The following is a 23,040-nucleotide window of genomic DNA, read 5'->3' as shown; positions in this document are numbered from 1 at the left end:
AGGGGAAAGTTTTATGAAGGAAAAGAATCCAATTAAGCTTGATGATCGTATTTATTTAATTGATGGATTTGACTTAGATGTAGTTAATCGGACTGGAACTTATGTTATCCAAGAAGAAGCATTAACACTCATTGAAACTGGACCAAGTCCATCGGTGAAGTATATAAAGGCAGGATTAGCAGCGCTTGGACATGAATTAGATGAGATAAAGTATATTATTGTTACTCATATTCACCTGGATCATGCAGGAGGAGCGGGTTTATTGCTAAGGGAATGCCCGAATGCCACCATCATTGTCCACCCGCGGGGGGAAAGACATTTAATTAATCCTAAAAAGCTTGCTGCAGGAGCAAGAGCGGTTTATGGTGACAGCTTCTCTGAATTGTTTGATCCAATAGTTCCTGTACCAGAAGATCGATTGCTTGTAAAAGGTGAGGGGGACATATTGGAAATTGGCCCAAATTGTACACTTGAATTCTGGGATACACCTGGACATGCAAAGCATCACATTAGTATTTATGATCCTATAAGCAATGGAATGTTTACAGGAGATACAGTAGGTGTGCGTTACGAACAGCTCGTTCCAAATGGAGTTGATCTGTTTTTACCTTCTACATCTCCCAATCATTTTAATCCAAACGACATGGAAGCTTCCATTAAACGAATTCGCGACAAGAACCTTGACCGTATCTACTTTGGTCATTTTGGGATGACGCAAAACATAGAAGAGGCATTAAATCAGGTTCAAAGTTGGCTTGAGGTATTTATGGAGGTTGGTGAGCAGACAGTAATTGAAGGAAAAGGCTATGATGTAATTTCGCAGCGATTGCTTACTAAAATCCAGGAACACTTAAGAGAAAAAGGAATTCCTGATGAGCATGAGGTTTATATTTTAATAAACCTCGACTTACAGGTAGGATCTCTTGGAATCATTGATTATTTTAAAAAAATAATACAATAATGTGAATAAACGGCATGGCATCAATCTGAATTTCTGATGTCATGCCGTTATAATTTTTGGATGGAAGTGACATGCTTATGTTTCAGGCGGCTGTCTAATCATCGTTTAGCAGCGCTATTATTCACTTCCTCTGTTTTCATAAATGTTAAAATAAAAAAGAACACAAAGCTAATTAATAATACCGTTCCTCCGACAATAAAAAAAGCGGTTGTGAATGTATCTCCGATATTAAAAGGACGAACAAAGTAAAGCCACATACCAATTGTTAAGCCAAAGGTACCGATGATTGTAGTCCAAACATGGATTGCTGCCACCGTTCGATTTGCTGGTGTAAATAGTTTATAAAAAACTGCAAAAGCAAACAAAGACAACCAGCCGACAACGAGGATATGCGCATGAACCGTTTTAAACTCATATCCTCCTGCGCCTGCCATATGAGAGCCGATAACTGCTCCAAGCAGTGCAAAAAAAGCCGAGAAACGTAATAATATTGTACTGTAATGCTTCACACTAATCTCTCCTTTACGTTGTATATAGTGTACAACGTAAATATGAACAGCGTATGAACAAACGATTACAGTAGTTAATTGGCAGGAAGGAGATTGTTTATCCTTTCCTATGTCACTTTCTTTTTCAGGAGACTTGACGAATACCAGATTTTTTACAGACTGTCTACTTCGAGTATGATTGGACAGTGGTCACTTCCCATGATTGACATATCAGCTTTTGAATCCTTAAGAGCTGGGACAAGTCTCTTTGAGACGATAAAGTAATCTATCCGCCAGCCAATATTTCTTTCGCGAATCGTTTTCATGTAAGACCACCAAGTATAAATATCTTCTGTTTCAGGGTGAAAGTATCGTAGCGTATCGACAAAACCTGAGTCAAGTAAGCGTGTCATTTTGCCACGTTCTTCAGTGGTAAATCCGGAATTTCCGTGATTGGTTTTATAATTTTTTAGATCGATCTCTTGATGGGCAACATTGAGGTCACCACAATAGATAACTGGTTTAATGGCATCTAATTGCTCTAAATAGCTATATAATTCATCTTCCCACTCTAGACGATAATCCAGTCTGCTCAAGTCTCTTTTAGAGTTTGGAGTATAGACGTTTACTAAAAAGAACGATTCAAATTCCAATGTGATAATTCTTCCCTCTTCTTGAACCTCTTCACTATTTAATCCATATGTAACCCGAATCGGCTTTTTCTTTGTGAATACCGCTGTTCCTGAATAGCCTTTTCTAACAGCGTAATTCCAATATTGTTCATATCCTTCCAAGTCAAGTTCGATTTGTCCTTCCTGCAATTTTGATTCTTGAATACAGAAAATATCGGCATCTACTTCGCGGAAATAATCTAGAAACCCTTTCCTTACACATGCACGAATACCATTAACATTCCAAGAGACAACTTTCATCGTTACCAATCATCCTTCTGTTTATTAATCTAATTTTATCTATTTTATCTTATCATGCATTAACCGTATGGTAATAGCCCCAATTTTTAAATGTGAAAGAATCAAAAAACGTGAAGGTAAGGACTAAACTTCTTGGGAATTCCTGATTCTGTTCAAGGGCCTTTAGGTCATACCTTGTGGTACTAACATGAGACTGGGACATAATGAAGGTGTTTAATGTTAAAGACGAACGACCACAAACTTAGCGTAGGAAATATACGTAGCCCCCGTGGAAAGCGAAGTATATTTCTGAAGCGGTTATTTGCACATAAAAATACTTTTGTCTCAGTCTCAATGTATTTTCGCTTTATCATAGAGCAGAGGGTTTTCGACAAAAAACAAATAGAAAATCATACATTGTTGAAATATATTTCCCAGGAAATAATCTAAGAAAGATTGTCGAAAAAAACTTATTGACAGTTCGTGTGTATGAAGCATATAATACACGATAGAGTGTATTAATCGTTTAATACGCGTTTTTTTGTAAGAGGCGTATTAAATGATTGATACAGGTTAATACGCATTTTTTTGTAAATGGTGTATTAATCATGCAATACAGGTTGTGAACTTAGGAGAAGTATAGGAGCGTGTGCTGATGAGTGTAAGCTTTAATAAACGGGATCCAGTTTATATACAGGTTGTCCGTCAATTTAAAGAAAAAATAGCAACAGGAACATTTGAACCCGGGCAGGAGATTCCATCAAGGCGTGAGTTAGCCAATCAGTTAAAAATAAATCCAAATACTGCACAACGAGCATATAAGGAAATGGAGGAAGAAGGATTGATATATACGGAAGGCAACAACCCAAGTAGGATTACGAAGGATGAACATGTACTTGCTGCGGTTAGAGGAGAGTTGCTTGAGGAAGCGGTCGATTCTTTTATTACATCGATAAGACGCATCCAAGTTCCTTTTGATGAGCTTGTAGAAGTAATGAAAGAAAAATATCAAAGACAGAGTGAGGAAGAAGGGGGGAAATAAGGTGATTGAAGTTAAAGATATTACGAAAAAGTTTGGACGAAAACAAGTGCTGAGGGGTGTAACATTTACTGCCGCCAAGGGAGAAATTACATGTCTAATTGGCATTAATGGCGTTGGGAAAACAACGATTTTAAACGCAATTATGGCATTAACACCGATTAACAGTGGTCAAATCCTTATTGACGGGGCAAAGATCAATAAGAAAAGCTATGAAAAAATTACGTTTATCCCAGATGCAATTACGATGCTTCCGCAAATGACAATTGGACAATCGATGCAATTCATGCAGGATTTTTACGAAAGCTGGAACCAGGAGCGAGCAACGGAACTGCTTGGATTTTTTAAATTAAAACCAGAAGAAAAAATTTCGAGTCTTTCAAAAGGGAACACTGCCAAAGTAAATCTCCTTTTAGGCTTAGCATTAGATGTTGATTACCTTCTAATGGATGAGCCTTTCTCTGGAATTGATATTTTCAGCCGTGAGCAAATCGCTGAGGTATTTACAAGTCATTTAGTAGAAGATCGCGGGGTTATCATTACAACACATGAGATTAATGATATTGAGCATTTAATTGATCAGGTAATCTTAATGGATGATGGTATTGTGGTAAAAGCATTTAATTCCGAAGAGATTCGCGAAAATGAAGGGAAATCGGTTGTTGATGTGATGAGAGAGGTGTACCAGCAATGAATAGATATGTAAAACTTGTAAATTTTGAGCTTGGACGCTTTATGAAAGTATATATCGCTTTAATTGGCATAACGATTATTTCACAGCTTGCTGCAGTAATTGTTGTCTCTAAAAGCTATTTAAATAATGCCAATCAAGCGATGAATGTAGACCATGTGTCAATCGAGACGTTTATTGAGCAGTATGGGAGAATGTCTTTCAATGATGTCACCAATTCAATCTTGTTTGTCGGCCCAATCGCACTTTGTATTGTAACGCTATTGATTTATTCACTTTTTATTTGGTATCGTGATTGGTTTGGCAAGAATACGTTTATTTATCGGCTGCTTATGCTGCCAACTGCACGTTTAAATGTATATCTGGCTAAGGCTTCAGCAATATTTCTTTTCGTTCTAGGATTGGTTGGCTTACAGATTCTGTTATTGCCGTTGGAACGCATGATTTTACAATGGATGGTACCAATTGATTTGCGCTGGGATTTATCGATTAATGAGATGATTCGTAACTTTGATCGACTGGGAATTATGCTTCCGTACTCAATTGCAGAATTTGCTATCCATTATGGTATCGGTTTTATGGCCGTGATTGTACTTTTCACGATCATTATGTTTGAGCGCTGCTATCGTTTAAAAGGAATTTTATTAGGTATTGGATATGGAGCACTAGCTCTGATTGTATTTTTCTTACCGGTATTCGTGCAGGAATTTATGCTTTATAACTATTTCTATCCAGAAGAGCTATTTATGCTTATGTTAGTGACTGGATTACTTGTTACGGCTGGATCCATATGGATGAGTAATCATTTATTAACAAGAAAGATACGGGTTTAAGGAGGGAGGATTAGGATGAAACGTTATTGGAAGTTAATTTTACTTGTTAGTTTCACTGTGCTTGTGATTGGATCGTTTTATATACAAACAAGTACAGCTACAAGCAGATTGCCTGAATTTGCTTTTGAAACAGTAAACGGGGACGAAAAGGAGATAGAGAAGCTTACTCTAGAGGCTAGTTTTATCCAAGAGGGCATAGGTGATTCATTTCAGCTGAATGTTGATGGGACAACATATTGGAATGAATATTCGTATTTTGAACGAATGTTAGGGATAAATCAAAGCTCTAAAATTGAGCGACTTCAGAAAGACTATAGGAGTTTCATGCGTGGAAAAAGTATGACTCCGTATCATTTCTATGAGGATGAAAACTTGCTCGTATATGTCAATTTAACATGGGATACAATGAATGGCTATCAACCAAATGATTTTGAACTCGATATAGGCATATTAGACAAAGTGTCGAAAGAGGAGACTTCTTTTCAGGCACCTATTCCAGTGAATAAAAATAGCATGATTTATTCAATGGACGTAGAGGGAATTCATATCATTGATGGACAATTAAAAATTATATCGCGTAACTATAGCTATGATAAGCAATCGGAGAAAGATATTACAGCTTACCAAGTTTATTTAGTCGATATTGCAGCAGAAACAATTCAAAACGAGGCTATCATTACAGCGAAAGAAGACGAGGATTCATCCAACCAATACAGGGAAGTTCGAATAGTCAACAATAAATGGGAGGATATCCAGCAACCAATGGAACAGGTTGTATTTGAAGAAGGACTTATAGAGGAAAGTGTTATTGATGAGTGGGAATCAACCTATGAAACCATCGATCGTGAACTCTTTCAATACGACTTGGCGACAGGGGAAAAAGAAGAAATAAAATTACCAAAAGAGATTTCAAATAATGCATTTCCATATGCAGTGAATGATGAAATAATTTATTTTACAGAGGATGTCGAAGGAAAACTTAAGTTAACTTCTTATAATATTGAAAGTGAAGAATTAGAAGCAAAGCAAACAATTGCTATCCCGGATGTTACCGATGAACAAGGTTACATGTATAAAATACATGGTGATAAGGTGTATGTTGTTCCTGCATCTAGTAGTTCCGAGCGCAATGAACTACCACTGATTATTATTAACTTAAAAACAGGAGATACATTATATGAAGGTAATATAACAATGAATAATCCAAGAAAACAGGATATCGATTATAATCTGGATATCCATTCAATTGAATTAGATGAGTAATGGGGGATTTATTTTGATTACAGTAAAACAATTAAGCCATCACTTTGTACTAGGCAAGAAAAAGCAGGAAACAACGTTATCAGTTCTTCAGGATATTTCATTTCAAGTAAATAAAGGTGAGATTGTAACAATTGTTGGAAAAAGTGGTTCAGGAAAGTCTACTTTACTTAATTTGATTAGTGGTTTTATTCGTCCAACTGAGGGCGGAATCTGGATAAATAATCAGCAAGTAAGTGATTTAACGGAGGCTGAGTTTGCAGATTTTCGTTTAGAGCATATGGGATTTATTTTTCAAAGCTTCCAGCTGATTCCGAGTATGACAGCCTTTCAAAATATTGAATTGCCATTAATTTTAAAGGGTGAAAGCGAATCATCACGCAAGAAAATAACGCTTGCTATTTTGGAGAAGGTCGGCTTAACAGAATTTGCCGACCATTATCCAAGTGAATTATCTGGTGGTCAGCAGCAACGTGTCAGTATTGCAAGAGCATTAGTATTAAACCCGCCTTTAATCCTCGCTGATGAACCAACAGGGAGTTTAGATAGTGAAACAGAGACAGAGCTGCTGCAATTTATTAAACAGCTGAATCAGGAAATGGAAATCACGTTTCTTATCATTACCCATGATGACGAAGTAGCGGCAATTGGTGATCGTACGATTACGATAAGTGACGGACGAATTGTAGAGGGGGCAAGATCCCAATGAAAATAAAAGATCAATTTCGCTTCGTTCTGCAAAATATTAAAAAGAATAAAGTAAGAACAGGGATGACTATTCTAGCAACGGCAATGGGATGTGCCTTTCTTATTGTTTTAGCATCTGTCGGATATGGGTTACAAGAGAGTATTGTTAAGGATACATTGGAACAACAAATTGTTACAGAAATTGATATTTATGGGCACATAGAAGAAGATGATAATTATCGCTCCTTAACGATGGAAGATATTGATTACTTAGAGTCTATTGATAATGTTAATGCCGTAACGCGGAGAAATCAGCTACGTCAATTTCCAACCTTTTCATTGGATGACTATCAATCGGAAACAACTGCTGTAGCAGCACATTTTCCGTCTGAGGTAGATGCTGGGTTGGAACTTGATGAAGGAAGGCTGCCGGAAAAGCCGAATGAAGTTGTTGTAGGATATCATTTTCTGGATTATTTTGTACAGGATGTGGAAGATGAGGATATTTATGATGAAGCATCTGGAGAAATTAAAGAGGAATATCTGTACCAAGCCGATTTAATTGGACAAACGTTAAATATGACAGTGAAGAAGGATTTAGACGTCGATGGGGAGGAACAGACAACTCCGCTTACTGTTGTTGGAATTTTAAAAAAGCCAACGAAAGAGTGGGTACAAGATCAGAATGTATATATTTCGGGTGAGGTTTTTGCTGGCGTGGAAGCTTATACTGGTACACCTGGAGGAGAATTAGGTGTTGATGGAGACGAGCTTGATTCAACAACTGTCAATGCATTTGATGAAGTAAAAGTATATGCAACGAACCTAGAAGCAGTGCAGACTATAGTGGATGAACTCGACGATTCAAATTATGCTTCATATTCCGTTGTTAGTGAGATGAAGCAGATCAACATGTTATTTACGATTATGAAAGCAGGCTTAATTCTAGTCGGTACGATTGCGATTCTTATTGCTTCAATTGGTATTTATAATACAATGACAATGGCGGTAACTGAACGTGCGCCAGATATTGGAATTATGAAGGCGATTGGTGCAAACCCGAAAACAATTAAACAAATTTTTCTGCTGGAAAGCAGTTATATCGGGATTGTTGGGGCATTAATTGGTACCATAGTAGCTTATCTAGTCAGCTTTTTAGTTAATCTCGGTTTGCCATTAATTATTGAATTTGCGTTTCAGGAAGAGCTGCCAGAGCAGCTGCAGTTTTCAATGATACCTGTCAGTCTTGTTTTAATATCCGTCGGGATTTGTTTGCTTGTGACCATTTTATCTGGTTTACGTCCAGCAAAACGAGCTACACAAATTGATGTTTTAAAAGCAATGCGAAGAGAAATATAATAAGTGAAAATGTGCTTGAATCATTAGGATTCAAGCACATTTTCATAAATTCTCCGTATCTTTTCTTCTAATAAATCCAAATGTACAATCCGTGCTTCCCGTATATATTCTTTTCCATCTACGAAAAGCAATAGAACCGGGATGGTGAAGATTGAAAAACGTCCAGCTACCTCTTGCACTTCCTCTACATTAATGTGAGCTGTGTTTATTTGTGGGTAGGAATTCATCAATTGTTGAACCTGTGGTAATAATCCGTGACAGACGCTGCAATTCGGTCGGGAAAAATAAAGGAATGCGAGTCGGTTTTCTGTTATAAATGTTTCTATATGTTCGATTGACTTGATACTTTCAAATTCTTTCATCGTAACGTAACCTCCGTCCTTTTTCAATCCATAAAGTATACCAAGAAAAATTAGTTTTTACATGATAGAGGTTTATAAATATGGAAAGTAAGGAAGAGGAAAGAAAAAGAAGCGTAGAGGTGAGATGAAAATGAGCAGTGAAAATAAGCATTCTTCTACAAATGAAAGACCAAAGTGGAATGAGGAGAGAAGAACGAAGCTGGATGAACAGAAAGAGCAGAAGTTTGTCGATGATATTCCGATGGAAGATTTAAAAATAGAAAGTCAGGACGAGAAGAAAAAGAAAAAAACGAAGGACGACTCACAAAGTGAGCGAAAGTATCAACGAAAAAACAATTCGGAAGAACAGAAGTGAAAGACCCTAAATAAAGTGCTTTAGGGTCTTTCTATTTGTTTTGGTAAAATAACTAGGAAATTATAAAATTTGAATGCAGTGGGCAACTTAGTTACTCCAACTCCCCACAGTTCGGAGCGCAGTCCGTACGTCGCTAACCAGGCGCTTGCGCTTCTGTTCCTAACAGTTTGAAGAATGAGAGCGCCGCGGCAAGAGTTTGATTGGCGATAAGCAAGTGATCGCACAAAAACATTCTAAATCTAGCGTGATACATATACCGGTTTTTTTGAAGTTTACTGTTTGTCGATGACATTTATCTTTAAAGAAATCAACTAGATTTTTACCTCCATGCGTCAGTGGAATACCGTGTTCATTTACCGGCTGTAATAATTCAACTTCGACACAGCATGTATGTGGAATAAATCGTATTGCCCGTAAGACTGGTGTTTCGAGAGCAGCGAAAAACGCATCCTCGCAACATCCCTTTTTTTTCTTCTTGTACACACCGCTTGCAATAAATGGTTTAAGACTGCCTTTGTTAAATAGAATAAAGGGGATAGTTGTATTCCTATTTATACTATGATTTTGGGAATATAATTCTCTTATAGAGTCGTTGCAGCTACTGCTACAGTGCTTATTCCTATCAGCTACTTGATTCTGTGCGGCAACTATTTTCCTTACTACTTCACAAACACAGTCATTGTGACCGCATGAACAGTTAGGATAGCTCATAAACTACTGCTCCTTTCTTTGGTGATGTATTTACTATTAAGATATGCAGATATATTCACAATGCTTGTATAATAGTCTAATAAATTTATTTAAATGAAAATGCTGCACATGAAGTAGGTGTAGCTATAGTAAGAAAAGATAGTTTTAAAGTGGAGATAAAAGTTGCGATAGTATTTATTATTTCACTTTCCAAGAGAGGGGAGAGGATATTTGTTGGATGGAAGATCATGCTGTCGATAAATCCCCCTTAACCATTTTATAAGTGACCAGGGGGATTTATAAGTAGTCTGTTATTTAAAATTGAAAATCAACTTTTTTATTCTCTTGTGTTTCATAGCCTTTCATATACTTAATTCGTTTTTGTGCGGAAGATTGGCTTACTTGTTCATCCGCATGGTAAGAAGAGCGTACCAATGGTCCAGATTCACAATGCGAGAAGCCTTTTTCAAGTGCGATTTTTTTTAATTCTTCAAATTCATCTGGATGATAATATTTTTCAACATTTAAATGTTTTTTAGTTGGTTGTAAATACTGCCCAATTGTAACAATGTCCACATCATGTGCACGCAAGTCGTCCATTGCTTCAATGAGTTCTTCCTTTGTTTCTCCTAAACCAACCATAATACTGGATTTCGTAGGAATAGTTGGCGCAATTTCTTTCACACGTTGAAGCAGCTGTAGGGATCGGTCGTATCTTGCGATGGCTCGAACGCGTTTAGTTAATCGTCTAACGGTTTCAATATTATGATTGAATATATCTGGTTCACTATCCATAAGTGTATGTAAGCTTTCATAATCCCCTTTCATATCGGATGGCAGGACTTCAATTGTGCAGCCTGGATTCTGATGGCGGATTGCCCGTACAGTATTGGCAAAAACTGCTGCTCCTCCATCTTCTAGGTCATCACGCGCGACCGCTGTCACAACAACGTGTTTTAACCCCATAATGGAAACGGAATCAGCAACTCGCTTTGGTTCGCCTAAATCAAGCCCACTTGGAAGACCTGTTTTAACCGCGCAAAATCGGCATCCTCGTGTACACGTATCACCTAGAATCATAAATGTTGCTGTCTTACGCTCACTCCAGCATTCATAAATATTTGGGCATTTTGCTTCTTCACATACTGTGTTTAATCGCTTATCGCGCATTAAATGCTTCAATTTTTTATAGGATTCATTTGTATTGATTTTTGTTTTTAGCCATTCTGGTTTACGAATATATTCTGCCTGTTTAGCCAATGCTAGCACGCTCCTTATTTGAGTTAATATTCCATGCTCTCGTTTCATATTTTGAATGTGCTAATTGCTGCACTTCTTCCCATTGGGTTTCTGTTAATTGCAAAGGGTGGAGTTCTAGATCTAATCCTTTTTTGAATCCTTCTTTGAATGCCTGTGTTAACATGTCATAATGATGTTCTCGATTCGTTAATTGATTAATTGTAACCGCTTTTTTGGAAAATGCGGCTCGACTTCGTTCCCGTATCCGTCCGGAAGAAAACAGGAATAAATCAAAAAGCATCTCCGTATCCATACTCATTGGAATCGAACCGTGTTGCATGAGGACACCCTTTTTCCTTGTTTGCGCATTTCCGGAAAGCTTTTTGCCGTCTACAACCATTTCGTAGAAGGCTGGTTTCTCAAAACATATTGCTGTTCTCCCTCTGGCGCTATCTCTGTCTAAAATGGCATATTCAGCTGGAATACCTAAGTTAAGATACCCTTCAAACACCCCTTTAGATAGTACGTGGTATGCTTCTTGAACGGATACAGGAATATCTGGATCATTCTCAGAAATAACAAGGCTATACGTTAGCTCATCGTCATGAAGGACTGCACTGCCACCAGTTAAACGACGAACAAATTGGCACCTGTGTCGTTCTATTGCATCGAAATCAATTTTGTTGTCAACCTTTTGAAAGTAGCCGACAGATAAACTTGGTGCTTTCCAGCCATAAAATCGTAATGTCGGCGGGATTTTACCTTCATGATGCCAGTTGATTAAGCACTCATCAAACGCCATATTCCACGAAGCATCTTGGAAGCCGGTATCGATAAAAGCCCAATGTTTCTTCAATGTAGACACCTCCGATGAAAAATTACTTTTTTGAGAGCTGCTAGCTACTGCGCCGATGATGTTAAAGACCTAGTGGTATTTCCCTGACCTCATGACGCAAACACCGTATTTCCTTTTACTAAGTTCATGCAGCGCTAACAGGACTACGCTTTTGCTAAAAAAAGACTGCATCAAATAGAATGCAGTCTTTGATAAATTTATCCAGCGATAACATATCCGATCCATTGTCGACTGCACATTCCCCACGCTAGTATTATCTAATTCGGGTTCAAAGGGTCAGGCGCGAAACGTCTTTCTCAGCAAAGCAGCTCCCCTAGTGCGTATTTATTTATTTGTTTATTCGAATTACATGCTAAGCTTACTGCTAATTGTGATAATTGTAAAGATAAATGCAACAATTAGCGTTAAGAATTTTTAAATTAGTACGCGTTCACATAGAAGCTATCTGGACATGTGTGTTTTACCGAACTTTTTGCCCGTTTGATTGAATACTTCCATTTATTAATTGCTGGATGTCCTTTAATTTTCCTTCGTGTAAAAGCTGGACAATTTTACTCCCAACAATGACACCATCACATGCTTTGGAAAGCTGTTGTGCCTGCTCAGCATTTGATACACCGAACCCTGCTAGGACAGGGATAGAGCTGTTTTTCTTGAGCAATTTCAAATAATCATGCACTTTCGTATCGTGTGTTTCACGTTCCCCAGTTGTTCCTTTCACAGCAACAGCATACAGAAATCCTTCTGAACGTTTTGCTAATTCTATTAAGCGTTCCTCTGAACTTGTCATTGCTGCAAGGCGAATAAAAGCAATGTTTTGTTCTTGCAGAGAACTAGCAATGATTCCTTCCTCTTCCATCGGGATGTCAGGTATAATGACGCCATCAACTCCCGCTTGTAAGCAATCTTTGGCGAATCGATCAATTCCGTAGGCTAGAATTGGGTTTAAATAAGTCATGATAACTATTGGAATTGAACGTCTATCTTTAAAGGTTGTTAGTTTATCGATAACCGTTGCTAAGGTTGTGCCATGTTTTAATGCACGTATACCGGCCTCTTGAATTATTGGTCCATCTGCTACTGGGTCGGAGAATGGGATACCAACTTCAATTGCTGCAGCCCCACAATTTTGTAAGAAATAAATCGTTTCTTCTAAGCGATCGAGCCCGCCGTCGCCTGCCATCATATAAGGAACGAAGAGTTTCTCATTCACCCTCGCCTTATCTTGAATTGCTTTTTCTAATTTTGCTTTACCCATTATATGTTCCCTCCAATCCGATCTTTCACCTGTTCGACATCTTTATCCCCACGCCCTGATAAGCAAACGACGATGGTCTCGTCTTGCGGCATTTCTATTGCAAGCTTCATTGCATATGCAATTGCATGTGCGCTTTCCAATGCAGGAATAATTCCTTCAGTTTTGGATAGAAATTGGAAAGCTTCAAGTGCTTCATCATCTGTAATGGATGTGTACTTTACCCGATTTATTTCATGCAAATGGCTATGCTCAGGACCTACTCCAGGATAGTCAAGACCAGCAGAGATGGAGAATGCTTCCTCGATTAACCCTTCCTTATCTTGTAGTAAGTAAGTTAATGTTCCATGTAATACACCGACATCGCCACCGGTTAAAGTTGCAGCATGCTGATTTGTATCAAGACCAGCACCACCAGCTTCTACACCGAATAGCTTTACATCTTTATCCTCGATAAATGGGTGGAACATTCCCATTGCATTACTACCACCACCGACGCAAGCAATGATTGCATCTGCTAGTTTACCAGTTTGATCGAGGATTTGTTTTTTTGTCTCTTTCCCGATAATAGATTGAAGATCACGTACGATTTTAGGAAATGGATGCGGACCAACAACGGATCCGATAATATAGTGGGTATCATCAACATGATTAACCCAATAACGCAATGCTTCATTAACCGCATCCTTCAGCGTTCCGCTACCTTGTGAGACTCCACGTACTTCAGCTCCTAACAGTTCCATTCGAAATACATTCAGCTTTTGTCGACGAATATCTTCTTCACCCATAAAGACAACACATTCTAATCCGAGTAATGCACAAACAGTTGCCGTTGCGACACCATGCTGGCCTGCACCTGTTTCAGCAACTACTTTTTTCTTTCCCATTCTTAATGTTAGTAATGCTTGCCCAATCGTATTATTAATTTTATGTGCACCTGTGTGATTTAAGTCTTCTCGTTTTAGATAGATGTTAGCACCACCAAGTGATTTGGTAAGTTGCTCGGCGTAATATAATGGTGTTTCCCGCCCAACATATTGCTTCAAATAGTAGTTTAACTCCTGGATAAATTCTGGATCGTTCATTGCTTTCTCATAGGCTTCTTCTAATTCAATGACGGCTGGCATTAATAACTCGGGGACAAATTTCCCTCCAAATTGTCCATACTTACCTGCTTTGTTTGGCATTGTATAAATTGACATATATTACACCTCGTTTATCATTTATAAAAGTTTAGTTAACTATAAATCACTGTACAAAAACCGCTCTCTAATATTATGACATCATCTCAACGCGCTAAAGCACCATCCTCAAGTATTAAGACACCATACCGCGCGCTAAAGCACCATCCTCAAGTATTAAGACACCATGCCGCGTGCTAAAGCACCATCCTCAAGTATTAAGACACCATACCGCGCGCTAAAGCACCATCCTCAAGTATTAAGACACCATGCCGCGTGCTAAAGCACCATCCTTAAGTATTAAGACACCACCTCCGCCCGCAAAAGAACCAACCTCTTATTTTATAGCACCATACCGGCTTGCAAAGGAACTAACGCTCCACCCACTCATTCAATTTAGCATTTCTTATAAATTGCTCTATTTTATTAAGGTCTTTTTCTTTATTTGTTTCCACACCACTGGATACATCAACGGCAGCTGGCCTGACAGTGTTTATTGCTCTTGTAACATTCTCCGGAGTAAGTCCGCCAGCTAGCATGATTTTTGCCCGGTTGATGGATAGCTGATCAGCTAAACTCCAATCGAAGGCAATGCCGCTTCCGCCTCTCCATGAATCTAGTAAATAATAGTCGCATGGATAAGAGCGAATGGCAGGTAGTGTTTCTTTATTAACCGGAAATGCTTTAATAATTTCATACGGCAGCTGCTCCGCTACCTCTGGAGGTTCGTCTCCATGTAATTGAATGGTATCTAAGCCAACTGTTTGAGCGGTCTCCTTCATTGTCTCCACCGTTTCATTGACAAAAACACCAACCTTTTTAACGGAAGCAGGGAGGGAGCTTGCAATCATCGCAGCTTCCTCAGGGGAGATTTTTCTCGAACTCTCGGCAAATACAAATCCGATATAATCTGCCCTGGCCTTTACTGCCGCATTGGCTGCATCGATTGTTTTAATGCCGCAAATTTTGACGAGCATTTAATTCGCCCCTTTCACTGGTAGTGGAATTTTCAGCTGTTTGAAGGTTTCATCTACGTTGTCTGATCGCATCAGTGTTTCACCGACGAGAACAACATTAGCCCCTGCATCAGCAGCTCGTATTACATCCTCCTTTGTTTTCATTCCACTCTCACTAATTAGAATTGCATTTTGCTTTGTTAGCAGAGAAGCGAGCTTCTCTGTTGTCCCAAGGTCGACTTCAAATGTTTTTAAATTACGATTATTGATTCCGATAATCTCCGGATCTACTTCTAATGCTGATTTCAATTCTTCTTCATTATGAACTTCACAGAGTACCTCTAGGTCAAGACTTGTTGCATAGTTGTATAATTCAGTAAATTGTTCCTTGGATAAGGCGGCAACGATGAGCAAAATAATGTTTGCCCCAGCGGCTTTTGCATGATCAATTTGAACCGGATCAATGATAAAGTCCTTACATAAAATCGGAACGTCTACAGCTTCTCGAACAGCTCGTAAATCGTCCATCGATCCATTGAAAAAAGGTTCATCTGTCAGTACAGAAATAGCAGCGGCCCCAGCTTGTTTATATTGTGTTGCTTGTTTAACGGGGTCTACATTCATATGAATGGCTCCTTTTGATGGGGAGGAACGTTTGATTTCAGCAATAATATTCATATGTGCTGCACCCTTGACTCTGCTTTTGAAAGTAGGTATTGGAGAGTGGTTTTTCTGCTCAATCGTTTTCGTTTTTAATTTGGCAACTTCTTTTGCCTTTTCGGTTAAAATTTTCTCTAAGAAAGTCATTTAATACACCCCACTTGGAATTTTTTTGCTGTATGCTACTAAATGCTGTAATCGTTCTAAAGCTGCGCCTGATTGGATGCTTTCGCGTGCTAATTCAATCCCCTCCTGAGGACTCTTTGCTTTACCATTTGTAAATAGTCCAAGTCCTGCATTTAATAAAACCGTATCCAAGTATGGTCCAGGGATCCCGTTTAAAACAGATTTGAGAATTTCCGCATTTTCCTTTGCGGCCCCACCGCGGATACTTTCATTTGGATAAATGGATAAGCCAACCGTTTCTGGATGGATTGTTGTTTCAGTGAGTTTCCCATCCTCGAGGATAATCAAGTGATTGTCTCCAGCTAGAGAAGCTTCATCCATTGACCCAGCTCCGTTTACAATAACTGCTCGGCGTCTGCCCAATTTCTTTGCTGCTTCTGCGATAATTGGCAGTAAATCTTTACGATATACACCAATCAGTTGGGTATCAAGCTCAATCGGATTTGTCAGTGGGCCAATTGCATTGAAAATTGTTGGCAGTCCCAAATGCTTTCGAACGACTGAAAAAGGGCGAAGTGCTTCGTGAACATGTGGAGCAAATAAGAATGCAATTTTATTTTCTGCAAGCATTTCACTAACATGCTCGTTGGAGAATGAGAGGGAGACGCCTAAATGTTCCAGTACGTCAGCACTTCCAGTTTTGCTGGAGATGCTCCGATTTCCATGCTTTGCTACTGTAACGCCAGCCCCGGCGATAACAAATGCCGAGGTGGTACTAATATTAAAACTATTGGACCCGTCACCACCGGTACCACAGTTGTCCATTGCATCTTGGATTGGACTCGTTTGATAGGAGGACTTGGCACGGATTACTTCAACAAGTCCAGTGATTTCGTCAGCAGTTTCTCCTTTAATCTGTAACGCCGTTAGAAATCCAGCTATTTCGGTTTCAGTCACATCCGTTGTAAAGCAGTAATTTGCAGCTTCCTTCATTTCTGTTACTGTTAAATGCTCACGATTCATCAATTTTTTAAGATACGGTTTCATTGGTTAAGAACTCCTTTCTAATTTCGTCCATAAAGTTTTGAATCATTGTTTTGCCGGATAATGTGCCAATTGATTCTGGGTGGAACTGAAGTCCGTACAGTGGAAAGTCTCGGTGCTTGATCCCCATGATTTCTCCATCTTCTATCGCATATGCAACAACCTCTAACTCCTCGGGTAATGTGTCCCGATCAACCACATAAGAATGATAGCGCATAACCTCAATCGGGTTTTGCAATTCCTTAAAAGCCCCAGTATTCTGATGGGCAACAAGTGAGGTTTTGCCATGCATAATTTGCTTTGCAGGAACAACCTTGCCTCCCAGCGCTTCTCCAATTACTTGATGACCTAGACATACGCCCAATATAGGGATGGTTGTGTGAAAGTGTTTCACCAATTCGATACAAATGCCTGCTTTGTCTGGTAAACCTGGTCCAGGAGAAATGATAATCGCTTTTGGTTCGAGCTCTTCAATTTCAGCGATTGAAATTTTATCGTTTCGGATAACTTGAATTTCAAGGTCTAACTCTGAAAAATATTGATATAGGTTATACGTGAATGAATCATAGTTATCAATTAAAAGAATCAATTTTCTGCACCTCCATTAGTGATCTTGCTTTATTTAATGTTTCTTGATATTCATTTTCTGGTATCGAATCGTACACTATTCCTGCACCTGCCTGTAAATATGCTTTCTTATTCTTAAGAATGAGAGACCGAATCGTAAGGGCTATATTCAAATCATGGTTAAAGTTAATGTAACCAATCCCACCACCATATGCACCGCGTTTTTTATCTTCGAGTTCGTTAATAATTTGCATCGCCCTTATTTTAGGAGCTCCAGAGACTGTGCCGGCAGGGAGGCAGGAGATAAGAGCATCAATTCCAGTTAAATGCTTCTTTAATTTTCCTTTTACTTCAGAGACGATATGCATTACGTGCTGATATTTCTCGATTTTCATGTAGGTCGGAATGGTGATGCTGCCAGTTTCACAAACACGGCCAAGATCATTTCTGCTAAGGTCGACAAGCATTCGATGCTCAGCAATTTCCTTTTTATCGGCAAGCAGTTCCCCCATCAATGCTTCATCCTCTTCCGGTGTGGTTCCGCGTGCTCTGGTACCGGCAATTGGGTTTGTAATTATTTCATTACCAGTGGTTTGAATTAAACTTTCAGGAGAAGCTCCTAAAATTACATAGTCTTCAAAGTCGATATAAAACATATATGGTGAAGGATTTGCTGTTCTAAGCTTTTCGTAAAAATAAAATGGAAATTCTGGATGCTCATCAATCGTCGCTGTCATACGTTGTGATAAAACTACTTGAAAAATATCACCTTGTTTAATATGCCTTTTTGCTACTTTTACATTTTCCTGAAAGCTTTCGGAAGTCATTTCGGCTTCGAATTCAATTGGACTAAAATTTCGTTCGCTGTGACTTTCAGTTTTAGTTAATGCTTTTTCTAATACCTCGATACGTTCATCTAGTACTCTTTCCGGCTGATTATCCAGGTTCAAAGCAATTAAGTATATCTGGTTTTCAGTATGGTCAAAAACAATAACATTTTGATAAAGCATGAAATGAATGTCAGGCATATTCAAGTCATCCGGCAGGGGACTGCCAATGTCTTCAAAGTGCCGAATTGAATCGTAGCCGATATAACCAATTGCCCCTCCGAAAAAGGGCAATAGCAAGTCTGTTTCAAATTTTGGCATGTGCTTTTTGATATGGTTTAGCGCATGTTCTGGATGAAATTCAATCGTGTTTTTTTCACGGTGACGGATTGTTGTTTTATTTTCCGTTCCAATAATCTCTTGATATGGATCTACTCCAAGAAAGGAATACTTTCCTTTTTGTTCATGTTGGAACGTGCTTTCTAGCAGGAATCTTTTTTTTCCTGATAATTGTTTGAATATGTGTATTGGTGTTAAGTAGGCAGCATCCATTTTCTTGAACATATAAGTTTTATTGGTTACCTGCATCCTGTTCATTCCCTTCTGTTTTTTAAAATAAAAAAGTCCTCTATAAACACAATATGGATGTGTTTATAGAGGACGATGTGACCGCGGTGCCACCTCATTTGAAAGAAAAACCTTTCATCTTTTTTCAGATACGGGATGCCAATTGTCTAGCTCCAACGCCCAGGACGTGCAAGTACAGGCGTTTTCGCTTTTCGATATCCGATATCCTATCCGTATAACGGCGGAATTCCGTGTTTCCATACTCGAATGTTCAGGAAACCTCTCGTAAGTCCATTCAACAACAATCCACGTACTGGAATCCCACCTGCACCAGCTCTCTGCAACGCTTTAATTGTTGTCTACTCCTCTTACTCGAAGATTTAGGTATGTAGTTTATTAGAAACGCAAAAAGGTCCCTTATCCAAAAAAAGGACGAGGGACCGTGGTACCACCTTTATTAGCTGAAAACAGCTCACTTTAGCAATATCAAGCAACCATGCTTGATATTTGTCTCTTGTAACGATGAGACCATTTCGCCAAAGCCTACTGAAATTAGTTCGGTTTGGAAGCTCGGAAGCCCATTCATCTAAACGATCACACTGGTTTACACCAACCACCAGCTCTCTAGAGTGTCAAAATAGATTACTATTCTTCGTCATTGCTTAAGTTCATTTAAGTTATTGGAATTAATACTAGAATAGTTTGAAATAAAAGTCAAGGGGTTTTATGTAATTTTTTTTAATAGTGATCTTACTCTGCTTTTCGGTCATTATTTAAAGTAATAAGTGCCCGAATGTTTGTGCTCAAGCTTTGTTTGGTAACCCATCGGCATAATGAGTTACCGACTGGCCATGCTCCCGCTTCATTCGGGAACCGATCACCACAATGACGATAATCAATAAATTTTTATAATTTTAGGTCATTTTCTAGTATAATAACATGTATACATATTTAATTTAAAGGAGTCTATTATGAAAAAAGCAATCATACTTTTATTGGGCTGTATATTTGTTTTTTCTGCTTGTAGCAAATCTGAAGAAACTGCTGAACCGGATGATACGAGTCATGTGGAAGAATCAGAGGCAGAAGAAAAAGCGAAAACTGAATGGTGGCAAACAGAAATGGAATCTTATTCATTAGATGGTTTGCCACGTGATTTAGACGAGCTGGAGCAGGAGCTGATTGTGGAAGCTGGATTATACAGTGGGGATAAATATGATTTAGCTTCTGCAAAGGATATGCTCGATCAACTGCCAGAAAATCTGTCAGAGGAAGAGCTGGAAGCAGCAATTTTACGATTAATTCGGGAAGATTATCATGCGGAAGTGGAGACATTTGTAACGTTCGATCCAACGGTTGAGGTTAATGTAGATAAACCGGATGAAGAACTGGAGGAACCATCTGAGGAAATGGCTACCTCTACTTCTCACTTTGCAATTTTATTAGATGCAAGTGGTAGTATGAATAATCAAAGTGACGGCACAAGTCGCATGGAATTAGCGAAAGAAGCAATTGGAAATTTTATTGATATTCTACCAGCAAACAGTACCGTTTCATTACGCGTATATGGTCATGAAGGAACAGGATCAGATGATGATAAAAAGCTATCGTGTCGTGCGACGGAGTCGTTATACAATGGAGAAATGAACGAAAAGGAATTTATGAGCGCACTTAAAGGAGTAGAACCAGCTGGATGGACACCAATTGCAAATGCATTAGAGGCAGCAGAAAAGGATATTCCAGATCATGCATCCACTGCTATTGTTTATGTTGTAAGTGATGGAATTGAAACCTGTGATGGAGATCCTATTAAGGTTGCTGAACAATTGAATCAGAAAGATGTCCAGCCAATTATTAATATTATAGGGTTCCAGGTTGATGATGAGGCTCAAGAATTATTAGAGCAAGTTGCAGAAGCTGGAAAAGGTGAATTCACATATGCTGGTAATAAGCAGGACTTAGAAGATTATTGGGAAGAAGAATATAATCGTCTGCAAGAGGCATGGGAAACATGGCAGCAAGAAGGTATGAAGCGAGCTGATGAGCTTTCACAGCAATTGATGGAACAAGCGGATGAAACAGGCTACGCTATTATGGAAAAATCCGAACTGGAATTTGACCGGGCAGAAGATCTGATAAACTATTTAACAACTGAACGCCAAATGGAGAATGCTAATAATCTGTGGAGTATATTCTACGAACGTTCGACGACAATTTGGAGCTATGGCTACGATAATCAAACAGAAAATTGGGGAGCGGCCTATGAAAATGGAAATGCCGCATGGCGCTATTTTTATGAGACAGGAACAGAGAAATGGACAGAATACTATAATAAAGTGAATTAGCGCTATAAAAGGGATATGCCCCTCACTAGTTTAGATTAAAGAATTTAGAAAAAGGGAATGCTGCATAGTGAGGTGAGGATAATGCCTATGGAATTAATTGTGAGATTCGTTTTAACCATTATTATTTTCATCATTATTATCGTTATTTTGAGTAAATTTAGAGCGGAAAAGTCTCAGCCAGAAACAGATGATTCATTAGAAATAATGAAGAAAAGGTTGGAAAGTGGAGAAATTACCCAGGAGGATCTTAAAGAAGCTAAAAGAAGACGTGGTAAATAAGAAGAGCGGCAAAGTTCATACCTGATCTTAGCCGCTCATTATTATTATAATTAACCTTCAAACAGACTGAATTTAGCTTTTGCTGAAATTCTTTCCTTTGTTTCAGGTAGTTCATCAAAATACCCCATATGGAGAAAACCAACAATTTTTTCGTTGCCATTTACAGCAAGAATTTCTTTTACTTTTGGATCGTAAATATGTGGGTTTGTTTTCCAGACGACTCCAAGCTTTTGCTCCCATGCAAGTAGCCAAAAGTTCTGAATCATGGCAGATATTGCACCGTAGTTTTCATCCCATTGTTTCGGGATATCCGGTTCATCCATAATGACAACTAAAATAGCGCTTGGCTCATTCAAATAATCTTCTCTGTTTTGCTGTCTTTCCTCAGGATAGGTAGAAGCAATTTTCTTCGCAAAGCTGGCTTTTTGATCGGCATTAACAAAAATAAATCTCCAAGGTTGTCTCATCCCGTGATTTGGTGCCCAAATGGCATCGTCTAACAATTCCAACACGACTTCTTCCGTAACTATTTTATCATTATATCCTTTTTTAACTGCCCGTCTTCCTCTAATGATTTTTGTTAATTCTGATTTTTGCATAAAAACGACCCCTATATTGTTTTTAATTGATAATTGTTATCATTTAAATTGTATCTGATAAACTTTTAAAAAGCAACGTGTTGATTCAAGCTGCTTTTCAGGAGTTATAAAAAGCCAAGTACATCGTTCTTGTACAAAATCGTTATTATCGTAGTGCCAGGGAAGTACGAAATTTCACAACGTATTCATACTGTGCTTTTTTTTGTGACAGATATCACAGCCTTCACTGAATAAATGGGTGTATGATAACGAGTGAGGAGGTTGAGTTGATGTCATTCTATGGATTATTAGTATTTATTCATATATTTTCTGCCATATTGGGAATGGGTCCAGGCCTTGTGATGACTGTAATCGTGAAAAAGGCGAGTAATATGACGGAGCTTCGTCATGCTTTTGTAATCCGTAATCAATTACATATTTATACGATGATTGGTGGCACGTTGTTACTTGTTACTGGTGTTTGGATGGGTTTCCTTAATACCTATTTATTTACGCAGGGCTGGTATTGGCTAAGTCTCAGTCTGTTTTTAACTGCATTAGCATTTGGACCATTTGTATTATCTCCAAAATCAAAGCCGATAAAGGACATTTTAAAAACCCATAAGGGAGAAACAATACCAGAGAGCTATTATAGATTAGCTGGTAAGCTATTCTTTTTCGAGCATATAACCAATATCATTTTCTTAATCATTATTGCATTGATGATTTTGAAGCCATTTTAAAGAAAAACGCTGTTCACCTTAGGTGGACAGTGTTTTTTGGCAGATAATAAAGTATAAAACTTATAAGTGCAATTAGGAGTTCGCTATAAGACTTTGCGCATGCCGGGTTTTCTAACCTGTACGCATGTACTTGTTTTACTAGAACAGCCATCCGCGAAGTAATCATCTTCGTAGAGAACTT

24 protein-coding genes, 1 riboswitch and 2 other annotated features are annotated in these 23,040 nt (G+C 38.5%); of the genes, 11 read left to right on the top strand and 13 right to left on the bottom strand.

Features of this window, described 5'->3' with window-relative positions; genetic code table 11:
• Nucleotides 1-13 precede the first annotated feature (13 nt).
• Nucleotides 14-961, top strand: a complete 948-nt coding sequence (locus NYE61_RS10565; RefSeq protein ID WP_303450719.1) for an MBL fold metallo-hydrolase — start codon at nucleotides 14-16, stop codon at nucleotides 959-961.
• Between the two features lie 98 nt (nucleotides 962-1,059).
• On the opposite strand, the gene NYE61_RS10560 is transcribed toward NYE61_RS10565, so the two are convergent.
• A complete protein-coding gene (locus NYE61_RS10560) occupies nucleotides 1,060-1,470 on the bottom strand; it encodes a hypothetical protein (protein WP_095311646.1) in 411 nt (136 codons plus the stop codon).
• A gap of 152 nt (nucleotides 1,471-1,622) precedes the next feature.
• Nucleotides 1,623-2,381, bottom strand: coding sequence for an exodeoxyribonuclease III (locus NYE61_RS10555; RefSeq protein WP_303450714.1), 759 nt, complete (start codon nucleotides 2,379-2,381; stop codon nucleotides 1,623-1,625).
• Between the two features lie 634 nt (nucleotides 2,382-3,015).
• On the opposite strand from NYE61_RS10555, the gene NYE61_RS10550 reads away from it, so the two are divergent.
• From NYE61_RS10550 to NYE61_RS10525, 6 genes are read left to right on the top strand one after another with little or no spacing between them, the layout of a single operon-like run.
• The gene (locus NYE61_RS10550; protein WP_095311650.1) at nucleotides 3,016-3,402 is read left to right on the top strand and encodes a GntR family transcriptional regulator; all 387 of its coding nucleotides are present in this window, start codon (nucleotides 3,016-3,018) and stop codon (nucleotides 3,400-3,402) included.
• A 1-nt stretch (nucleotide 3,403) separates the two neighbouring features.
• On the top strand, nucleotides 3,404-4,093 hold the full coding sequence (locus tag NYE61_RS10545; protein WP_303450709.1) for an ABC transporter ATP-binding protein: 690 nt from the start codon (nucleotides 3,404-3,406) through the stop codon (nucleotides 4,091-4,093).
• Nucleotides 4,090-4,923: a hypothetical protein gene (locus NYE61_RS10540; RefSeq protein WP_303450705.1), complete on the top strand. Its 834-nt coding sequence runs from the start codon at nucleotides 4,090-4,092 to the stop codon at nucleotides 4,921-4,923. The genes NYE61_RS10545 and NYE61_RS10540 overlap by 4 nt, the downstream gene beginning before the upstream one ends.
• 15 nt (nucleotides 4,924-4,938) lie before the next feature.
• Nucleotides 4,939-6,186 (top strand): hypothetical protein, encoded by a 1,248-nt coding sequence (locus NYE61_RS10535; RefSeq protein ID WP_303450702.1) that lies wholly within the window; start codon nucleotides 4,939-4,941, stop codon nucleotides 6,184-6,186.
• 13 nt (nucleotides 6,187-6,199) lie between these two features.
• A complete protein-coding gene (locus NYE61_RS10530; RefSeq protein ID WP_303450699.1) occupies nucleotides 6,200-6,892 on the top strand; it encodes an ABC transporter ATP-binding protein in 693 nt (230 codons plus the stop codon).
• Nucleotides 6,889-8,229 carry an FtsX-like permease family protein gene (locus NYE61_RS10525; protein ID WP_303450696.1) on the top strand — a complete coding sequence of 447 codons (1,341 nt, stop codon included), beginning with the start codon at nucleotides 6,889-6,891 and terminating at the stop codon, nucleotides 8,227-8,229. Before NYE61_RS10530 ends, NYE61_RS10525 begins: the two co-directional genes overlap by 4 nt.
• A gap of 23 nt (nucleotides 8,230-8,252) precedes the next feature.
• Here NYE61_RS10525 and NYE61_RS10520 read toward each other — a convergent pair whose 3' ends face one another.
• A complete protein-coding gene (locus NYE61_RS10520) occupies nucleotides 8,253-8,591 on the bottom strand; it encodes a thioredoxin family protein (RefSeq protein WP_251660325.1) in 339 nt (112 codons plus the stop codon).
• A 130-nt stretch (nucleotides 8,592-8,721) separates the two neighbouring features.
• On the opposite strand from NYE61_RS10520, the gene NYE61_RS10515 reads away from it, so the two are divergent.
• Entirely contained in the window at nucleotides 8,722-8,946 is a 225-nt protein-coding gene (locus NYE61_RS10515) for a hypothetical protein (RefSeq protein ID WP_303450689.1), read from the top strand.
• 1,005 nt (nucleotides 8,947-9,951) lie between these two features.
• Here the strand turns inward: NYE61_RS10515 and lipA are convergent.
• The 9 genes from lipA to trpE all read right to left on the bottom strand — a co-directional run bounded on the left by lipA (nucleotide 9,952) and on the right by trpE (nucleotide 18,911).
• On the bottom strand, nucleotides 9,952-10,896 hold the full coding sequence (lipA, locus tag NYE61_RS10510) for a lipoyl synthase (protein ID WP_303450686.1): 945 nt from the start codon (nucleotides 10,894-10,896) through the stop codon (nucleotides 9,952-9,954).
• On the bottom strand, nucleotides 10,889-11,677 hold the full coding sequence (locus NYE61_RS10505) for a lipoate--protein ligase family protein (RefSeq protein WP_303450826.1): 789 nt from the start codon (nucleotides 11,675-11,677) through the stop codon (nucleotides 10,889-10,891). Before NYE61_RS10505 ends, lipA begins: the two co-directional genes overlap by 8 nt.
• 275 nt (nucleotides 11,678-11,952) lie before the next feature.
• Nucleotides 11,953-12,056: riboswitch (TPP riboswitch) on the bottom strand.
• Between the two features lie 135 nt (nucleotides 12,057-12,191).
• Nucleotides 12,192-12,989, bottom strand: a complete 798-nt coding sequence (gene trpA, locus NYE61_RS10500; protein WP_303450682.1) for a tryptophan synthase subunit alpha — start codon at nucleotides 12,987-12,989, stop codon at nucleotides 12,192-12,194.
• Complete coding sequence (gene trpB, locus NYE61_RS10495) at nucleotides 12,989-14,188, bottom strand: tryptophan synthase subunit beta (RefSeq protein ID WP_303450679.1); 1,200 nt, start codon at nucleotides 14,186-14,188, stop codon at nucleotides 12,989-12,991. The genes trpA and trpB overlap by 1 nt, the downstream gene beginning before the upstream one ends.
• A gap of 350 nt (nucleotides 14,189-14,538) precedes the next feature.
• The gene (locus NYE61_RS10490; RefSeq protein WP_251660327.1) at nucleotides 14,539-15,144 is read right to left on the bottom strand and encodes a phosphoribosylanthranilate isomerase; all 606 of its coding nucleotides are present in this window, start codon (nucleotides 15,142-15,144) and stop codon (nucleotides 14,539-14,541) included.
• Complete coding sequence (gene trpC, locus NYE61_RS10485) at nucleotides 15,145-15,930, bottom strand: indole-3-glycerol phosphate synthase TrpC (protein ID WP_251660329.1); 786 nt, start codon at nucleotides 15,928-15,930, stop codon at nucleotides 15,145-15,147.
• Nucleotides 15,931-16,956 (bottom strand): anthranilate phosphoribosyltransferase, encoded by a 1,026-nt coding sequence (gene trpD, locus NYE61_RS10480; RefSeq protein WP_251660331.1) that lies wholly within the window; start codon nucleotides 16,954-16,956, stop codon nucleotides 15,931-15,933.
• Complete coding sequence (locus NYE61_RS10475) at nucleotides 16,940-17,542, bottom strand: aminodeoxychorismate/anthranilate synthase component II (protein ID WP_095311674.1); 603 nt, start codon at nucleotides 17,540-17,542, stop codon at nucleotides 16,940-16,942. The genes trpD and NYE61_RS10475 overlap by 17 nt, the downstream gene beginning before the upstream one ends.
• Nucleotides 17,526-18,911, bottom strand: a complete 1,386-nt coding sequence (gene trpE, locus NYE61_RS10470) for an anthranilate synthase component I (protein ID WP_251660333.1) — start codon at nucleotides 18,909-18,911, stop codon at nucleotides 17,526-17,528. Before trpE ends, NYE61_RS10475 begins: the two co-directional genes overlap by 17 nt.
• A gap of 89 nt (nucleotides 18,912-19,000) precedes the next feature.
• Nucleotides 19,001-19,299: a binding site (T-box leader), on the bottom strand.
• A gap of 40 nt (nucleotides 19,300-19,339) precedes the next feature.
• Nucleotides 19,340-19,582: a binding site (T-box leader), on the bottom strand.
• Nucleotides 19,583-19,885: 303 nt separating this feature from the next.
• Here trpE and NYE61_RS10465 point away from each other — a divergent pair.
• On the top strand, nucleotides 19,886-21,259 hold the full coding sequence (locus NYE61_RS10465; RefSeq protein ID WP_251660334.1) for a VWA domain-containing protein: 1,374 nt from the start codon (nucleotides 19,886-19,888) through the stop codon (nucleotides 21,257-21,259).
• Nucleotides 21,260-21,358: 99 nt separating this feature from the next.
• Complete coding sequence (locus NYE61_RS10460; RefSeq protein WP_339317438.1) at nucleotides 21,359-21,538, top strand: SHOCT domain-containing protein; 180 nt, start codon at nucleotides 21,359-21,361, stop codon at nucleotides 21,536-21,538.
• A gap of 50 nt (nucleotides 21,539-21,588) precedes the next feature.
• On the opposite strand, the gene NYE61_RS10455 is transcribed toward NYE61_RS10460, so the two are convergent.
• Nucleotides 21,589-22,137, bottom strand: coding sequence for a nitroreductase (locus NYE61_RS10455; RefSeq protein WP_095311682.1), 549 nt, complete (start codon nucleotides 22,135-22,137; stop codon nucleotides 21,589-21,591).
• A 269-nt stretch (nucleotides 22,138-22,406) separates the two neighbouring features.
• Between NYE61_RS10455 and NYE61_RS10450 the strand changes: the two genes are divergently transcribed.
• On the top strand, nucleotides 22,407-22,859 hold the full coding sequence (locus tag NYE61_RS10450; protein WP_095311684.1) for a DUF2269 domain-containing protein: 453 nt from the start codon (nucleotides 22,407-22,409) through the stop codon (nucleotides 22,857-22,859).
• The last annotated feature ends 181 nt before the right edge of the window (nucleotides 22,860-23,040 follow it).

The sequence above is a fragment of the Oceanobacillus sp. FSL W7-1304 genome, from assembly GCF_037969805.1.
GTDB lineage: Bacteria > Bacillota > Bacilli > Bacillales > Amphibacillaceae > Oceanobacillus > Oceanobacillus profundus.
This window is presented reverse-complemented; position numbering and strand designations above follow the sequence as displayed.

Excerpts from the sequence above, each read along its gene's own strand:
- NYE61_RS10565 (WP_303450719.1), top strand. The coding sequence starts at position 14 with ATGAAGGAAAAGAATCCAATTAAGCTTGATGATCGTATTTATTTAATT.
- NYE61_RS10555 (WP_303450714.1), bottom strand. The coding sequence starts at position 2,381 with ATGAAAGTTGTCTCTTGGAATGTTAATGGTATTCGTGCATGTGTAAGG.
- NYE61_RS10550 (WP_095311650.1), top strand. The coding sequence starts at position 3,016 with ATGAGTGTAAGCTTTAATAAACGGGATCCAGTTTATATACAGGTTGTC.
- NYE61_RS10540 (WP_303450705.1), top strand. The coding sequence starts at position 4,090 with ATGAATAGATATGTAAAACTTGTAAATTTTGAGCTTGGACGCTTTATG.
- NYE61_RS10535 (WP_303450702.1), top strand. The coding sequence starts at position 4,939 with ATGAAACGTTATTGGAAGTTAATTTTACTTGTTAGTTTCACTGTGCTT.
- NYE61_RS10525 (WP_303450696.1), top strand. The coding sequence starts at position 6,889 with ATGAAAATAAAAGATCAATTTCGCTTCGTTCTGCAAAATATTAAAAAG.
- NYE61_RS10520 (WP_251660325.1), bottom strand. The coding sequence starts at position 8,591 with ATGAAAGAATTTGAAAGTATCAAGTCAATCGAACATATAGAAACATTT.
- NYE61_RS10515 (WP_303450689.1), top strand. The coding sequence starts at position 8,722 with ATGAGCAGTGAAAATAAGCATTCTTCTACAAATGAAAGACCAAAGTGG.
- NYE61_RS10505 (WP_303450826.1), bottom strand. The coding sequence starts at position 11,677 with ATGGCGTTTGATGAGTGCTTAATCAACTGGCATCATGAAGGTAAAATC.
- trpA (WP_303450682.1), bottom strand. The coding sequence starts at position 12,989 with ATGGGTAAAGCAAAATTAGAAAAAGCAATTCAAGATAAGGCGAGGGTG.
- trpB (WP_303450679.1), bottom strand. The coding sequence starts at position 14,188 with ATGTCAATTTATACAATGCCAAACAAAGCAGGTAAGTATGGACAATTT.
- NYE61_RS10490 (WP_251660327.1), bottom strand. The coding sequence starts at position 15,144 with ATGCTCGTCAAAATTTGCGGCATTAAAACAATCGATGCAGCCAATGCG.
- trpC (WP_251660329.1), bottom strand. The coding sequence starts at position 15,930 with ATGACTTTCTTAGAGAAAATTTTAACCGAAAAGGCAAAAGAAGTTGCC.
- trpD (WP_251660331.1), bottom strand. The coding sequence starts at position 16,956 with ATGAAACCGTATCTTAAAAAATTGATGAATCGTGAGCATTTAACAGTA.
- trpE (WP_251660333.1), bottom strand. The coding sequence starts at position 18,911 with ATGTTCAAGAAAATGGATGCTGCCTACTTAACACCAATACACATATTC.
- NYE61_RS10465 (WP_251660334.1), top strand. The coding sequence starts at position 19,886 with ATGAAAAAAGCAATCATACTTTTATTGGGCTGTATATTTGTTTTTTCT.
- NYE61_RS10455 (WP_095311682.1), bottom strand. The coding sequence starts at position 22,137 with ATGCAAAAATCAGAATTAACAAAAATCATTAGAGGAAGACGGGCAGTT.
- NYE61_RS10450 (WP_095311684.1), top strand. The coding sequence starts at position 22,407 with ATGTCATTCTATGGATTATTAGTATTTATTCATATATTTTCTGCCATA.